Here is a 14,960-nt window from a genome sequence, read left to right as displayed (position 1 = left end):
CTAGGTATATAGCACTCAACACTGCTTTTCTGTTATTTGCGGGATACCCAAGGCCGACGCCGCGCAGGCCGCGCTGAAAACAAAGGTGGAAATGGTTATCAGCGAAACCGTCAGAATATGCTACAATATGATATATCTGCGTAAGATTGTAATGTGGTACATCTGAATATGAGGTCGCCTGTGACGCAAAATGGCCAGGAACGCCCGGTTGTACTGGAAGCACGCAATATTACCAAACGTTTCCCCGGTGTCGTTGCTAACGATAATGTTTCGCTCAAACTGTATAAGGGTGAAGTGCTGGCCCTCCTTGGTGAAAACGGCGCCGGTAAATCAACCCTGATGAATATCCTTTACGGCCTCTACCATCAGGACGAGGGCGAAATTTTTGTTAAAGGTGAGCTGGTCAGGATTACCAACCCGCACGAGTCGATTGCACGCGGTATCGGGATGGTACACCAGCACTTTCAACTGGTGCCGGTGATGACCGTCACCGAAAACATCATTCTTGGCAATGAAGTCACTCGTGGCCCTTTCCTCAACCGCAAACAGGCTGCCGAGCGTATCCGTGCTATTTCTGCGCAGTACAATCTAGCCGTCGATCCCGATGCCCTGGTCGCCGACCTTGATGTTGGCGCGCAACAACGGGTTGAGATCATTAAAGCACTTTACCGCAACGCCGATATTCTCATTCTCGATGAACCAACTGCCGTATTAACGCCGCAGGAAGCTGATGACCTGGTACGGGTGATGCGTACATTGACTGCTCAGGGGACATCGATCATCTTCATTACCCACAAACTGCGTGAAGTGCTAGAGGTGGCCGACCGGATCATTGTGTTGCGCAGCGGTAAAGTTGTTGGCGAAACAACACCGGCTCAGGCGACAGAAGCCAGTCTGGCGGCGATGATGGTCGGGCGTGAAGTTATTTTGAAGGTCGAAAAGCAACCCGCCCGTCCTGGTGCAATAGTGCTTGAAGTGCGTGGATTACGGGTACGCGATGACCGGCAACTACTGGCGGTCAAAGGGGTCGATCTCGAAGTACGTGCTGGTGAGATTCTGGGGATTGCTGGCGTTCAGGGTAATGGGCAAACGGAGTTGGTTGCGGCGCTGACCGGTCTTCGCCCCAGCGAAGCAGGTACTATCCGCATTGATGGGGTTGATGTGACGAACGCAACACCGCGTCAAATCAGTGAACTGGGTGTTGCTCACATTCCCGAAGATCGTCAGCGTGATGGATTGGTAGCTTCGTACCCGCTGACAGATAATTCGGTGTTAGAGTTGTACTACCTCCCGCCTTTTGCCCGTGGGATTGTGCGGAACGATCAGGCAATTAACGAACACTGCGCCCGACTGGTCAAAGAGTTTGATGTACGCACCCCTGGAATTACCGTGCCGGCCAGCTCGCTCAGTGGTGGTAATCAGCAAAAACTGATCGTTGCCCGCGAGTTCAGTCGTCAGCTTAAGTTGTTGATTGCTGCCCAACCGACCCGTGGCATCGATGTCGGATCAATTGAGTTTATTCACAATCAGATTGTTAAAAAGCGTGACGAAGGGGTTGCAGTTTTGCTGGTCTCGGCTGAACTCGATGAAATCCTCTCGTTGGCCGACCGCATTGCGGTGATGTATCACGGCCAGATCGTTGCGACCGTGAGAAATGGCGAACTCTCGCGCGAGGAGCTTGGTTTGCTGATGGCCGGTGCGACGTTGGATCGTTCAGTCTCGATTGAAGTCTGAGATCGTGTTTAAACGAGCACGCTATTCACCTTCCTTGTCCGTCCTTTGCCTGCCTGACCAGATGGTAAAGACGTGGGAAGGGGTAAGCCGATTCAGACAAGATTGCACAAGGTGACTACTCGGACGTAGTCAGGGGGAGAAGCATGGCGCAGGCAGCTACTGAAACAGGAATTCGCCCATCTGCGCTCCGTCTATTTTGGGATCGCTGGTCAGGGGTTTTAGTGCCGATTTTGGCCGTCTTTACGGCGCTCGTGGTGGGTGCATTCATTATCGGTGTAACCGGTGCTGACTGGCAGGCGGCATATATTGGCCTCTGGGAAGGCGCCTTTGGTTCGCCACGGGCATTTGCCGACACGGTGGTTCGTTCAACGCCGTTCATCATCTGTGGGTTGTGCGTTGCCCTGGCCTTCAAGGCCGGTCTTTTCAACATCGGGGCCGAAGGACAGCTTTACGCCGGTGCGGTTGCCTCAGTTGTGATCGGCACTACATTACAAATGCCGGCCATTTTTCATATTCCAGCAGCACTGATTGCAGGGGCACTGGGTGGCGCAGCGTGGGCGGCGATTGCCGGTTTTCTAAAAGCTCGTACCGGTGCTCACGAAGTGATCAATACGATTATGCTCAACTATATCGCGTTGCGCATGACAGATTGGCTGATCCGGAGCAAAACGCCGTACATTCTTGGTGATCCCGCCGATACCACGGGTGCTCGCTCACGTCTGGTAGCTGAAACAGCGCGCTTACCGGGGATTCAGGTTGGTAGCTCGACCATTCTTCATCTAGGGATTCCTCTGGCGCTGGTACTGGTTTTTGTAGTAGCCTGGTTGCTCTATCGAACAACGCTTGGCTTCGAGATGCGAACTGCTGGGACTAATCCTCACGCAGCGCGCTATGCCGGTATCAATGTGCCACGCACGATTATTCTGGCGATGGCAATTGCCGGTAGTCTAGCCGGTATCGCCGGTGCGATTGAGGTTATTGGCGTGCGCGGTGCGCTCAGTGCAGACTTTTTTTCGGGGTTGGGTTTTGATGCGATTGCAGTAGCTCTGTTGGCCCGTGCTAATCCGGTTGGGATCATCTTTTCGGGATTGCTGTGGGGAGGGCTGCTGACCGGTGCACGGCTGATGCAGGTACGCGCTAGCCTCTCTATCGATGTGATTAAAATTGTGCAGGCACTAATTATTATGTTCGTGGCCGCCGATCAGATTGTGCGCTTTATCTACCGCTTGCCGAAGCGTAAGCCTGGTGAGGAGACCCAACTCTCAAAGGGATGGGGTGGGTAAATGGTGTCGCTTGTCTGTTCAGAACTGGCATGAGGACAGGCGAGAAAACCCTTTGCTCATACCCACAACGAGTTTGCGTGTAGCCAGCGACGGCGCTCGGCAGAGCGCCGTTTTGTACCTTTAGGATCAAACGATATGAACGACATGTCGTTGCAACATCGACCGGCACGGGCTGCCAATGAAGAGCGGATGGCCGAGATCATCCTGCCGCATCAAACGAATGGGTACGGAACGATGTTTGGCGGTAATGTGATGGCTTTGATGGATAAAGCTGCGGCCATCGCTGCGCTGCGTTTCTGCCGCTTACCGGTCGTTACTGCCTCGACTGAACGGATTGATTTTCGCACTCCAATCGGTCAGGGAGAAATTGTTGAAGCGTTCTCGCGAGTTATTTACGTAGGTCGCAGCTCGATGGTGGTGCGGGTGCATCTCTTTGCCGAGCATCCCTTAATCGGTGATCGCCGACTATGCACAACCGGCTACTTCAGTATGGTGGCTATTAACCGCGAAGGTGGTCCAGCGCCGGTTGTACCGCAATTGCTACTCCTCGATGATGAGGCGCGGGCAGAACATGCTATTGGGGCTGAGATTCACGCTGCAATCGCTGCACGACGTAGTAAACGAACCACAGGATAACCATGATTGATGAATCACTCTTTCGCCAGACCATGAGTCACTTTGCCTCGGGAGTAACTGTGGTCACCACTGCCCTTGGTGATCGCCTGGCCGGTCTGACGGTCAGTTCGTTTGCTTCATTATCGCTTAACCCACCGCTGGTGCTGATTTGCATTGACCATAATGCTGCCAGTCATGATGTTATTGCCGCTGCCGGTCAGTTTGCGGTGAACATCCTGGCTGAAGATCAGGAATATCTCTCGCGGCGATTTGCAATGCACGACGGGGCAAAATTTACGCCACATAGCTTTACGATGTCACCCAATGGGCTACCGTTGCTCAACGGAGTATTGGCACAGATCGAGTGTCGGCTCTACGACAAGCTACCCGGTGGCGATCATACAATCTTCGTGGGCGAAGTGATCGCGGCACGGGTCTTTGGGGGCAGACCGCTGCTCTATTACCGATCAGGCTACCATCAGTTGGGGTAAGTGGCGGGTCAAAGCATACCATAGTTAGTTTGCGTCTAGGGTAAGAGCGTAGCTTCGACGAGTATAAGACAACGTTCATCTTCTCCGTCTTCCGAGAATGGGGTCTTCCGCTATACTTACGAGCGTGGTTGTGCAATTGCTGTTCGACTCTTACCCTTTCCTAACCTTCTACTCTTCTCTCGATGGCAAGCGGTAATAGAGGCAGCACAAACGGGTTACGTGTCATTGGCGACAATCTACATCAAGAGGTGCGTAAGTGAGCGTTTATCACCGCCAACCAACGAGCGCCTCCTATCGGCACGTTGTGCCGATGCTCATTCTGCTGGGAGTGACGATCTACCTGGCGGCTTGTACGATGGCGCCGATCAAGGTTGACAGTCCGGTTATCGTTCCAACGCTTCTATCAACTCCCACACCTCCTGATACTGATGCTACCTGGCGTTTGATAGCATCGGGAGTCGAAATTCGCCAGATCGAAGCACCGGGATTACCGGTACAAATCGTGCGGATCGATCCAACGCAAGTACGGTTTGTTGTTGCCTATGATCCGACTAAGCCCCGTACCTTGCAGGCATGGGCAGTGCAGTACGGTGCTGTAGCCGCGATTAATGGTGGATTTTTCGATCAGTATGGAGAGCCGGTTGCACTCCTGATCAGCGATCAACGGGTGATTGGAACCAGCTATGTCGATCAAGGCGGGATGTTTGCCATTGATGCGCAAGGCAGGCCCCATCTCTGGTCGCTGGCCGAACAACCTTACGATGGGAAGCCCTTTGAACAGGCCATTCAGGGCTGGCCGCTGCTGGTCAAAACGCACGGGGAAGCCGCTTACACGAAAGCAGATGATCAGCGTGCGCGGCGGAGTGCGATTGCGCTCGATCAGGATGGTCGGGTCTTGTTGATTGTTGCCCCTGGCGCCAGCTTCAGCCTTGCCGAATGGTCGCAGTTCCTGGCGACGGTTGATCTGGCAATTGAGATTGCAGTTAACCTTGATGGTGGCTCTTCGAGTGGTCTAATCGCCCGGGGTCATCAAGGGAGTGTACGGATCGACTCATTCGTGCAGCTCCCCTTCGCGCTCTTGGTCCTGCCGCTTTGACATTCGGCAATAGCAAGGGTAAGATGCACAAAGATGATTGAATAGCGATAGCTCTCATTTCAGTTAAAGGAATATCGGTGCGTCACTGGAAATTATGGCTTGGATTGATCATTAGTCTTGTGTTTCTGGCTATTGCGCTCTATGGCCTCGATCTGGCTCATTTCTGGGAGGCATTGCGTGAGGCAAATTATTGGTGGTTGATACCAGGGATCGTTGTCTACTTCATCACGGTCTGGATACGAACCTGGCGCTGGCAGTCGATGCTCAACCATATTGCCTCGGTGCCGTTGCGCACGCTGTTTCCAATTGTCGTGATTGGTTATATGGGAAACAACGTCTATCCGGTGCGGGCAGGGGAGGTACTCCGTAGTTACGTACTCCGACGAAACTGTGGTATCGCGATGAGTGCTTCTTTGGCGACTGTAGTGCTCGAGCGGTTGTTCGACGGACTGGTCATGCTGCTTTTTGTAGCTATTACCCTGCCTTTTACACCGTTACCACCAATGTTTCGCTCGCTGGTGATTGGTTTCAGTGGCATTTTTCTGATCGCGTTGATCGGATTTATTTGGTTGGCTGCCCGTCCGCAGCGCATGAGTCGTTTCTATACGATGCTGGTTGATCGCTTTGCACCAGACCGGTTGCGGCCACACATTCATGGCCTCTTTGATCGCTTTATCATTGGTTTGCAATCACTACGTAGTCCACGTGAAATGATCGTAATTCTGTTGACATCGACCCTGATCTGGTTGGGAGAGACGCTGAAGTACTGGTTTGTGATGCATGCTTTCTCCTTTGAGGTCTCTTTTCTGGTGCTGATGCTGATGACGGCGGTGGTCAATCTGTTTACGACAATTCCCTCAACACCGGGGTATGTGGGCACCTTTGATGCGCCGGGAATTGCTATCTTGACCCAATTTGGCGTTGTGCATGCCGTTGCTGCCGGTTATACGCTGGTGCTGCATGTTGCCTTGTGGTTGCCGGTGACGCTGCTTGGCGCCTGGTATATGTTGCGCCAGAGTTTGACCTGGCGTGATATGGATCGGGCGGCGGAACTGCGTGCATCGGACACAGTCGAGAGCGACATTGCTGAACCGGCAAATTCGCAGAAGGTGCTGCCATGAAGATTGCTGTCATTGGTGGCGGTATTGCCGGTCTCAGCGCGGCCTACGATCTCGCCGGTCAGGGTCACTCAGTCACTGTTTATGAAGCAAGCGCACAATTGGGCGGGTTAGCCAGCGGCTTTCGCGATGCAGGTTGGGAATGGCCGCTTGAGCGGTTTTACCACCATATCTTTACAACCGATCATGCGATTATCAATCTGACCAATGAAATTGGGATGCGTGACCGCCTCTTCTTTCGGGCACCGGTGACGGCTCAGTGGTGGCGGGGGCGCGGTTATGCCCTCGATGGTGTTCTGCCGGTATTGCGTTTCCCCGGCTTACCTTTCATTGACCGGCTGCGTTTCGGACTCACTGCCTTTTATCTGAAGTTTGTGACCCGAAATTGGCAAAAGCTCGAACAGGTTACAGCGATGTCCTGGACTGAGCGTTTTGCAGGGCAGCGGGTGGCGCAGGTTATCTGGCGGCCGTTATTGGAAGGTAAGTTTGGCCCACACGCTGATGAAGTAAACATGGCCTGGCTCTGGGCGCGTCTGCGCGCACGCAGCTTTAAGCTGGGCTATTTTCAGGGTGGGTTTCAAGCCTTCGCTGATGAACTGGGAGCGGTTTGTCGCCGTCGTGGCGTGCAAATGTTCCTTCAGACACCGGTCAAGATGGTTACCCAGACGGCGAACGGATGGCAAATTATTGCTTCGCAGTCACTACCGGTCGAATATGATGCGTTGCTGGTGACCGGAGCGCCGGGATTGCTAGCCCGCCTGGTTCCCTCACTCCCTGGTGAGTATCTTGGGCAATTGCGCCGACTACATTCGATGGGGGCAGTCGTCATGACAATTGCTCTTCGTCGTCCACTAACCAACGGTATCTACTGGCTCAATCTGCCTAAAGATGAATTTCCGTTTCTAGCGCTGGTCGAGCATACCAACTTTATTGAACCGGTGCATTATGGCGGTGACCACCTCATTTATTGTGGCGACTATCTCGATCCCGATCACGAGTACTTTCGGCTTGATGCGCAAACGTTGCTCGAACGATTTTTGCCGGCTCTACGCCAGATTAATCCTGCTTTTCAACCGGATTGGATACGCGCCTTCTGGCTCCATCGCGAAACGTATGCCCAGCCGATAGTGCCGGTCAACCATAGCCGTAACATTCCGCCGATTACAACCCCGCTTCCTGGTTTGTACTGGGCGAGTATGAGTCAGGTCTACCCTTGGGATCGTGGGACGAATTATGCGGTTGAATTAGGGAGACGGGCCGCTCGTATCATTCATGAATATGCCGATCAGCATCGGTATGCGGTACTTTAGGGATGGGTAGTATTTGCTGTTTTCGGGTTGCGGAGTGCGTTAGCTACCTTCACCTGCATCCAGTGGTTTTAACATGCTCAGCTTCGGGGTACCCCTTTGCTGACCGGGCGAGGCAAGGGAGAGGGTATGGTTACAATCGGGTTGGGAAGCCATCTTGTCTACGTTTCTCTATCCTCTCTTCACTGCATTTCTGCCGGAAGGGATGAACCTGTCACCCCTCTGCTATTACCACTACCGGGAAGGGCAAGAACCCTGAACATCCTAGTGGTACTTTCTGGCTATTGTGTCATCCTTTGCTAATGTGGTACCGTGAATATGTATTGCGTAGTAGCAAAAATTTGATGGATGAACTCAGAACACTACTGGGTTCTAGCCATCATAGGCAGAGGTAGATGTGTACCAGGCAACTGGGTGGTTCACGAATTGTTTGCCTGAAGCGGAGACTGCTGGCGCGTGTTGCAGGGAGTATTAAGAACCGCATGTATCGGTATGGGAGGCATTCGTTACCGGAAACGCAGCTATCAACAGGGAATGACTGTTCTGTGTCGTGTTTCATTGGCAACGTTACGAGCAGATCGCGGTTTGGTAGCGAGATAGCCAGCGGCGAGCGGAGGATGGCATGGGACGCCAGTGGCATACGCGATGGTTGAGTGGATGGATTTGTCTAATCCTGATTGCCTGTAGTGTGAGCGGGACGCCGTTTACCTCAGAAGCGGTGCGTGATGTGACCGCAGCGCCATCGGTTACACCTGATCGCGATCCTGATTCTCAGCCAACACTGCCGTCTACCGGTGCATCAACAGCTTCAGCAGCACCGGCTACCTCCAGTGGTTTCTCTATCCGCTTTTACGGCTTTCACAACGGTGGTAATGAAACGTTAGATAGTGATCGGGTTAAAATCCCGTTGGGTGCGATTAATGGGAGTGGTCAATTAACTAGCTCGCGGCCGGTCAATGTAGGTGGTGATATAACGTTAGAGTTTTGGATGAAAGCTAATCCAGGTGACAATGATGCGCCAGCTTGTGATGGATGGTATTACGGGAATATCATCATCGACCGGGATATATTCGGTAATGGCGACTATGGTGATTATGGTGTTGCGATTTGTGATGGCAAACTGGTTGTTGGTTTTAGTGTAGGTAGTGATGATCGTCTTCTCAAAGGTCATGTAACAGTGACTGACGGTCAATGGCATCATGTTGCTGTTACCCGTGCAAACAGTGGCCTAGTGCGTCTCTACATTGATGGGCAGCTTGATAATGAGATGCCGGGGCCATCAGGACGGATCGATTATCGGCTTAACCGCTCAACTAGTTATCCCAACAGCGATCCCTATCTCGTTTTGGGCGCAGAGAAGCATGATTATCCTGGCAGTCGTTACTACAACGGTTGGCTTGACGATCTGCGATTGTCGAATGTGGTCCGCTATTCTGGGTCTTTTTCTCGCCCCACTGCTCCGCATACCCTAGATAGCAACACAATTGCGCTGTACCGGTTTGATGAAGGAAGCGGCACGACGATCAATGACAGCACGCCTGGGAATCAGAGTCCTGGCGAACTAAAGCCACGGGCTGGCGGTGCAGATCAGCACTGGTCGAGTGATACGCCTTTCAATGCCAATGGCGTGCTGCTCACCCCGCGGGCGTACATTCCATTTATTGTGCGCAGCTAGGTGTCATGGGGATGGTCTTCACGCTCACCATCCCCACGATACGCTTACCGCATGGAGAGAGGAAACGAGGGAAAGGCATAGCTTCCTGCTGCGATGGTGATAGCGACCGTTCCGGCATGGCCTAATCTTCTCCCTCTGTCCCTGACATCACAACCACCAGTGGTCGCATTTTGGCAACAGGGCGGATAAGACTGGCCGCAATTTGGACCTGCATCACCGTCTCGATGTCTTTGTATGCCAGCGGCGATTCGTCAACGGCCAGGCCGCGCACGAGCACCCCCGCCTCACGAACGACAGCGGCTGCCATTGCCGGCGTGATTGTGCGACGTGCTTCTGAGCGGCTAAATCGACGACCGGCGCCGTGGGCAGCGCTCGACAGCGAGGCTCTATCACCTAATCCCTCGACGATATAGCTGGCGGTCGCCATTGAGCCGGGAATAATCCCCAGCACACCGGCTTCTGCTGGTGTTGCACCTTTGCGATGGATCACCGTCCCGTCCGGTTGTTCCCAGGCAAAGTTGTGATGATTCTCGATCACGCGCTCGACCGTCAGGCCCAACGCCTTCGCGAAGCGGGCATGGATGACCTCGTGATTGGCGCGGGCGAAATCTCCGGCAAGCCGCATTGATAGGAGATACTCCTGACCGGCTTCGGTTTCGGTACTCAGCCAGCCATACGTTTTCGGGATGCCGCGCGCAATCGCTGCTGTCTCACGGTCGGCTATTTCGGCGTAGTGGCGGGCAATCTGGGCGCCAACACCGCGGCTCCCGCTATGGGTGAGCAGACCAACAAATGGTTGGTGCGTATCAAGCCATTCACCGATCACGATTTCGGCGAAGTGATTGCCGCCACCAGAAGTCCCGATCTGGAGTTTCGCTACCTCGTGCAGGGTGCGTAACAGTTTCGTTGCCCGCCAGCGCGAGTCGGCAAGCACCGGATGATCGGCAACCGGTTTTTTCGGCGATCCGATGCCAAAGACCGTCACCTTCGTGATCGTATCGAGCAGGTGGTGACGGTCACGACGAGCATCGTCGGGAGTTATTCCGGCAAAGATCGAGAGATGCATCCGGCAGCCAATATCCACACCCACCTGATACGGAGCGACTGCGCGATCATAGGCGATGACTCCACCAACTGGCAGGGCGTAGCCTTGATGGGCATCAGGCATCAAGGCACCACGGATTGCCGGTGGTAAGCGCAAAGCCGTTTTGATCTGGTCAATGGCCCCTGGTTCCACGAGATGCCCGCCGATAATCTTGAGCGGCTGTGGCTGATCGCGGAGTCGCAGCTCGACCGGTGGTTGACCGTAGCGTGCGGCGATCTGCTGCCGTACAACCTGGGGTTCAACCCCCTCTTTTAACATCTGTTTGGCAGCCCGACACATCTCGCGAAAAGCCGGATGGTCTACATAATCGGCTAATAGTTGGGCTGCTTTCATCATCTTGCCTTTCTCGTTGCGAGACGAGTCGTTGATGCAAGGAACGATAATCAGAGGTAACATCAATTGTATTCTGAACGCTGTTGATCTTCAAGTCGGGCAAAAGTCTGATGCGCTCCAGAGGTATGCCATCGCTGTGGGTGCGGCATCGTCGAGGGTACAACACTGCTATACCCCTACCGGGGCGGTATCGCTGGGGGCGCGGCATCGCCAGAAAATCAGCATCGTTGTAAGCGCAGCAATTACCGGGAGCGCGGTATCGCGTTTACCATAGCGACTGGCTCCTGACCACTCGTGTTCCATGCAGGTCGACGGCTCGCGTACCTGCCAGGTCTTTTCAGGATTGTCCTCGCCACCACGCGAATGCGGTTGCCCCTAGCAAGTGGCAGATTAATACACTGACGAAATAGACGGTGTGCAGCCCTACTGTTTGGCGAGCGGCCTCGGGCGCAATGATATTCTCGATGCGCGCCGCGATGAAAGGGGTGAAGAAATAGAGCGCGCCACAAGAAGCGGCAGCTAGGCGCCATTCGTGAGGTCGGGCACCGATCCAGCCGATGAAACTGGTTAGTGGTGTGATAAAGATCACCAGCCCCAGCCAACGGAGCACTTCGGGGGTACGGTTAGATCCGACCAGTGTGTATACCACCCATGCAATGATCCAACCGCTGAGAGCTGTCAGAACGATCGATAAGAATGTTCGTCTATCACGGACCATGGGTACAATTCTTTTTCATTCGTGGAGACGTCGCAGACGGCGTTCGACCTGTGTGGTCAGCTTCTGAATGAGCGCTTGTTGTTCGGCAATAGCGGTATCGAGCCGCTCAAGCTGATCTTCAAGCTGGGCCAACGATGCGATGTAGCGTTGACGTAACATCCCTTCCTCGCCGTCGCTGCGGAGCGGTTCGATCTTTTGCCGTAATTGTTGTTGACGCTCAACAATCCGCTTTTGCTCGGCTTCATGTTGCTTTATCGTTTGCCGGGCTGCTTCAATCTGATAAAACAGATTGATCACACCCTTCAGCCGTTGGAACGTCCGGTCATCGAGAACTTTATCACGTAGAAAGTTTTGTAACTGCTCGCCGGTGATGCTACTGATAGCCTGGCTGCGCGAGAGCATGCGGCGCTCGCAAATCGTGAAGGTTGCCTGACCATTAGCCGGTACACTCACAGTCCAACAAGCCAGCTGACCCTCTTCGCGAAGGGGGGGTGGCGTATCAACCAGTTCCGTCTGCTCGGTGCGCTGATACTCTATTATGACCGTACAGGGGGTTGCCAGTGAGCTGATAATGGTATATTGCTGAAAGGTGAGGAGATACTCGTCAAGGAGCAGATCGCTTTCGTGAAGCCGAATCCCGCTCAGATAACGGGTCTGGTGTGTCGCCTCAGTGACTGTCACTCCTAACTCAACAGCGTGAAAGATGACAAACTGCGCGCCAGCGCGGGTGAATGGCAGCACCGACTCGCCGGCGTACTCGCCATTGATCAACACTGTTGTTGGCCCTTGTTCAAGGGTAAGCCCTGTCTCGTTAACGAGGCGGAGTGCGGCCAGAGGGTGACGTTCCAAGCGCCGACGGTTGTAGACCAGTTCTCGCTGAGCAGAAAGCTGGGCACCTACAATCGGCGCCATTGCCGACTGCCCACGACCAACGCTTACCGGCTGCGTGACCCGGTACGCAAAGAGTGCTCCCTGGTCCTCACCAATGGCTACAGAGCGCACACTTTCTGTCAAGGTATCAATGGTAAATGCTGGTGATGGCGATGTTGCTGCAAGTAGTCCTCCATCGTCGTTGAAATGTTCTGGCGCGGCCATCTCTGCGACCATAGCACGCATGCGGGTTGCCAGCTTTGGTTGTGGGCGTGGTTGATCTTGAAGGAAGGGGCGGTCGGGGGTTTGTGGTTCGTACAAGCGGTAACGAAACGAGACCGGTTGCCCGGCAACGAGCGTTACTTCAACATCGATCAAATCTTCTTCCAACTGATTATCGAACAATCCCCATCCCTGTAAGAAACAACGTGACGTATCATCGGCACTCTCTTCGAAAAGCAGGCGATAACTTACCCGCCATGCCGGAGCGGGTGCAACATACCCGATCAGCAGATCGTGCTCGCCGGGTGTGAGATGAATGGTCGCCGTGCGATTACGTTCATCGTTTTGAGCTGCGCGCAAAAAGAAGGTGAGATCGTGATGTGCCTTGTCGTCGAGTAGCTCAATGCGCACAATCTCTTCGAGCGCAATTGGCCGGACAGTTCGCTCTTTACTGTCGTAGAGGCTCACCAGTGCCCGGCGGAGTGGTCGTTCATCTTCTACGTCAACGCCAACAACCTGACCACTTACGATCTCGCCCTGTTTACCGGTCAACATCAAGCGAACAGTACGTCCGCGCAGATCGCGTAGTAAGTCGAGGAGACTGCGTTGGTCTGAGAGGTGAATACTCCCGCGAGACAGCAACGAAGCGCGATCTTCAGGTGTAGCGAAGTCGATATTGCGTACCTGCCCGCTGCGATCAATCACGACCAGGCTCTTAAGCACGTCATCCATTGCGCTCAGTGGGAAGCTAAGGGTCAAAACTTCACCGCTAAACGTTCCACGACGCTCGAAATAGCCCACACCGTGCTTATAGAGCACTATTCGCTTGATGGGCAGACCTGTCATGGAGTCTCTCCTTGCGCAACCGACTGAAGACGGATCGGGTTGTAGGCAGTGTACACGAGACGACTAAAATCGGCAATGGCACCACCCAGGAGAGAATCTGACCAGGACAGGTTATTGCCAAGCGGTTTGTAGATATACACAGCCAACACATAGTCACCACCTGGCGAGCGAACGATGCCGGCATCGGCCTGCGTATGCTCGATCCAGCCCGATTTATGCTCAACCCGTATTCCCTCTGGAATGCCAGCAACCATACGGGTACGATCGGCATTTTCAGCCAGCAGATCGAGCATCTCCTGGCAACGATCTGGACGAAGCAGAGCGAATTTTTCTAACAAAACACCTTTACCACGGGCACACTCATCAATCATACGGTAGAGCTGCCCTATCGCATAAGGAGTTGCCCGCAGTGCACAGCCGGTCTCGGTGTATGGTGGTTCGCCAACCGGGTCTTGAGGCCCACAACGGTATTTGATGTTGTAGAGTTTAATGTAATCAACAGCTTCAAAAGGAATGTAGAGGTAGAGGTGTTCCAGACCAAGATCGGCGAGCATTTCGCTCATCTCAACCGCACCGCGAAATGCGATGTCGGTACCGATACCACCGGCACCGGCGGCTAAAATATCGTTGGCCGCTAGGTTATCACTTTCGATGATCATGAGACGCATTTTCTGCCACTGCTCTTCGGTAAACGTTTCGAGCTTTGTATAACCGTAGAGCATAATCGCAGTTTTGATCGTGCTTGCCCCTGGAAACACCGTGCGGGCGTTGACAGCCACCTCGGCGCCGGTCGCCAGATCGTAGAGATAGATTCCGGCGACACCATCCCATACCTCGGCCATTTGCTCAAGCTGTTCAGCAAGCTGAGCAGTCGAAATACGGGGTTGATCATTCGTTGGCCAGAGCGTGAGCGCAATGGGAGTAGTTATCCGACCACGACGGAGTAAACCGCTAACGATTGCGACCGAGCGGTCGAGATCGATTGCCCGTCCGGGCAGATAGGCGAAGCTACGTGAGAGCACCTCTGTTGAAGAGATAACCGTTACCTGGGGCGGAATGGCCGTCTCGTCGGCAAAGGCACGGATCTGCTCGTGGAGGGCATCCTCATTGAAGACGAGCTGAAGTGGCACGTTGACCGGCGTGTTACTCCCTAACGCCGGTGCAGCTTTAGCCAGCAACGTTGTCAGATCAGGGCGTAGTTGCAGTGTGGTTGGTTCAATAGTGTAGGTATGTTCACCAGCAACCAGTTTGAGCGGGATGACGTTTGCGGTCAGGGCAGTAGCTAAGACGGATTCTGCTTCAGTGGCGGATAGTCCACCAATTGGCATACCGGCGACTTCGGTTCCAGGTGCATACACTGGGATTGGTGTTGGCAGTGGCGGAACTGAAACCGGGGTTGATTCTGCTGCAAGCGCCGGTTCATACGATAAGGTCGAACGGGGTGCTGGCGTACACCCGGCGAGAATTGCCATGCAGATCAGGGCAATGGCAAACAAACGTGGCCGGAAGTTCATAGCTGTACAAAACTCCATTGTTACAGTGCAGGC

The 14,960-nt window shown here is 53.9% G+C and carries 12 protein-coding genes and 1 pseudogene; 8 read left to right on the top strand and 5 right to left on the bottom strand.

Annotated features, from left to right (window positions below):
• Positions 1-180: 180 nt before the first annotated feature.
• The 4 genes from JE47_RS0110285 (at position 181) to JE47_RS0110270 (ending at position 4,123) form a co-directional block, all read left to right on the top strand.
• Entirely contained in the window at positions 181-1,734 is a 1,554-nt protein-coding gene (locus tag JE47_RS0110285) for an ABC transporter ATP-binding protein (protein WP_031459673.1), read from the top strand.
• Between the two features lie 143 nt (positions 1,735-1,877).
• Positions 1,878-3,017: an ABC transporter permease gene (locus JE47_RS0110280; RefSeq protein WP_031459672.1), complete on the top strand. Its 1,140-nt coding sequence runs from the start codon at positions 1,878-1,880 to the stop codon at positions 3,015-3,017.
• Positions 3,018-3,152: 135 nt separating this feature from the next.
• The gene (locus JE47_RS0110275; protein ID WP_031459671.1) at positions 3,153-3,653 is read left to right on the top strand and encodes an acyl-CoA thioesterase; all 501 of its coding nucleotides are present in this window, start codon (positions 3,153-3,155) and stop codon (positions 3,651-3,653) included.
• A 2-nt stretch (positions 3,654-3,655) separates the two neighbouring features.
• Entirely contained in the window at positions 3,656-4,123 is a 468-nt protein-coding gene (locus JE47_RS0110270; protein ID WP_031459670.1) for a flavin reductase family protein, read from the top strand.
• A 168-nt stretch (positions 4,124-4,291) separates the two neighbouring features.
• Here JE47_RS0110270 and JE47_RS22520 read toward each other — a convergent pair.
• A pseudogene (locus JE47_RS22520) lies at positions 4,292-4,336 on the bottom strand ((2Fe-2S)-binding protein); the annotation flags it as partial.
• 43 nt (positions 4,337-4,379) lie between these two features.
• Between JE47_RS22520 and JE47_RS0110265 the strand changes: the two are divergent.
• The 4 genes from JE47_RS0110265 (at position 4,380) to JE47_RS0110250 (ending at position 9,319) form a co-directional block, all read left to right on the top strand.
• Positions 4,380-5,219, top strand: a complete 840-nt coding sequence (locus JE47_RS0110265; protein WP_236631199.1) for a phosphodiester glycosidase family protein — start codon at positions 4,380-4,382, stop codon at positions 5,217-5,219.
• Between the two features lie 77 nt (positions 5,220-5,296).
• Positions 5,297-6,340 carry a lysylphosphatidylglycerol synthase transmembrane domain-containing protein gene (locus tag JE47_RS0110260; RefSeq protein WP_031459668.1) on the top strand — a complete coding sequence of 348 codons (1,044 nt, stop codon included), beginning with the start codon at positions 5,297-5,299 and terminating at the stop codon, positions 6,338-6,340.
• Positions 6,337-7,647 carry an NAD(P)/FAD-dependent oxidoreductase gene (locus JE47_RS0110255; protein ID WP_031459667.1) on the top strand — a complete coding sequence of 437 codons (1,311 nt, stop codon included), beginning with the start codon at positions 6,337-6,339 and terminating at the stop codon, positions 7,645-7,647. The genes JE47_RS0110260 and JE47_RS0110255 overlap by 4 nt, the downstream gene beginning before the upstream one ends.
• 619 nt (positions 7,648-8,266) lie before the next feature.
• Complete coding sequence (locus tag JE47_RS0110250; RefSeq protein WP_051871126.1) at positions 8,267-9,319, top strand: LamG domain-containing protein; 1,053 nt, start codon at positions 8,267-8,269, stop codon at positions 9,317-9,319.
• Between the two features lie 121 nt (positions 9,320-9,440).
• Here JE47_RS0110250 and JE47_RS0110245 read toward each other — a convergent pair whose 3' ends face one another.
• The 4 genes from JE47_RS0110245 to JE47_RS0110230 all read right to left on the bottom strand — a co-directional run bounded on the left by JE47_RS0110245 (position 9,441) and on the right by JE47_RS0110230 (position 14,927).
• Positions 9,441-10,760, bottom strand: coding sequence for an RtcB family protein (locus JE47_RS0110245; protein ID WP_236631198.1), 1,320 nt, complete (start codon positions 10,758-10,760; stop codon positions 9,441-9,443).
• A 334-nt stretch (positions 10,761-11,094) separates the two neighbouring features.
• Positions 11,095-11,475 carry a hypothetical protein gene (locus tag JE47_RS0110240; protein ID WP_031459664.1) on the bottom strand — a complete coding sequence of 127 codons (381 nt, stop codon included), beginning with the start codon at positions 11,473-11,475 and terminating at the stop codon, positions 11,095-11,097.
• Between the two features lie 15 nt (positions 11,476-11,490).
• Positions 11,491-13,413 carry a hypothetical protein gene (locus JE47_RS0110235; RefSeq protein WP_031459663.1) on the bottom strand — a complete coding sequence of 641 codons (1,923 nt, stop codon included), beginning with the start codon at positions 13,411-13,413 and terminating at the stop codon, positions 11,491-11,493.
• Positions 13,410-14,927: a serine hydrolase gene (locus JE47_RS0110230; RefSeq protein ID WP_031459662.1), complete on the bottom strand. Its 1,518-nt coding sequence runs from the start codon at positions 14,925-14,927 to the stop codon at positions 13,410-13,412. Before JE47_RS0110230 ends, JE47_RS0110235 begins: the two co-directional genes overlap by 4 nt.
• Positions 14,928-14,960 lie beyond the last annotated feature (33 nt).

Origin of the sequence: Chloroflexus sp. MS-G (assembly GCF_000735195.1) — a bacterium.
Classification (GTDB): domain Bacteria; phylum Chloroflexota; class Chloroflexia; order Chloroflexales; family Chloroflexaceae; genus Chloroflexus.
The sequence above is the reverse complement of the archived record's forward strand: the minus strand, read 5'-3'. Positions and strand labels throughout refer to the sequence as shown.

Coding starts and splice junctions, on each gene's coding strand:
- JE47_RS0110280 (WP_031459672.1), top strand. CDS start 1,878: ATGGCGCAGGCAGCTACTGAAACAGGAATTCGCCCATCTGCGCTCCGT.
- JE47_RS0110275 (WP_031459671.1), top strand. CDS start 3,153: ATGAACGACATGTCGTTGCAACATCGACCGGCACGGGCTGCCAATGAA.
- JE47_RS0110270 (WP_031459670.1), top strand. CDS start 3,656: ATGATTGATGAATCACTCTTTCGCCAGACCATGAGTCACTTTGCCTCG.
- JE47_RS0110255 (WP_031459667.1), top strand. CDS start 6,337: ATGAAGATTGCTGTCATTGGTGGCGGTATTGCCGGTCTCAGCGCGGCC.
- JE47_RS0110250 (WP_051871126.1), top strand. CDS start 8,267: ATGGGACGCCAGTGGCATACGCGATGGTTGAGTGGATGGATTTGTCTA.
- JE47_RS0110245 (WP_236631198.1), bottom strand. CDS start 10,760: ATGATGAAAGCAGCCCAACTATTAGCCGATTATGTAGACCATCCGGCT.
- JE47_RS0110240 (WP_031459664.1), bottom strand. CDS start 11,475: ATGGTCCGTGATAGACGAACATTCTTATCGATCGTTCTGACAGCTCTC.
- JE47_RS0110235 (WP_031459663.1), bottom strand. CDS start 13,413: ATGACAGGTCTGCCCATCAAGCGAATAGTGCTCTATAAGCACGGTGTG.
- JE47_RS0110230 (WP_031459662.1), bottom strand. CDS start 14,927: ATGAACTTCCGGCCACGTTTGTTTGCCATTGCCCTGATCTGCATGGCA.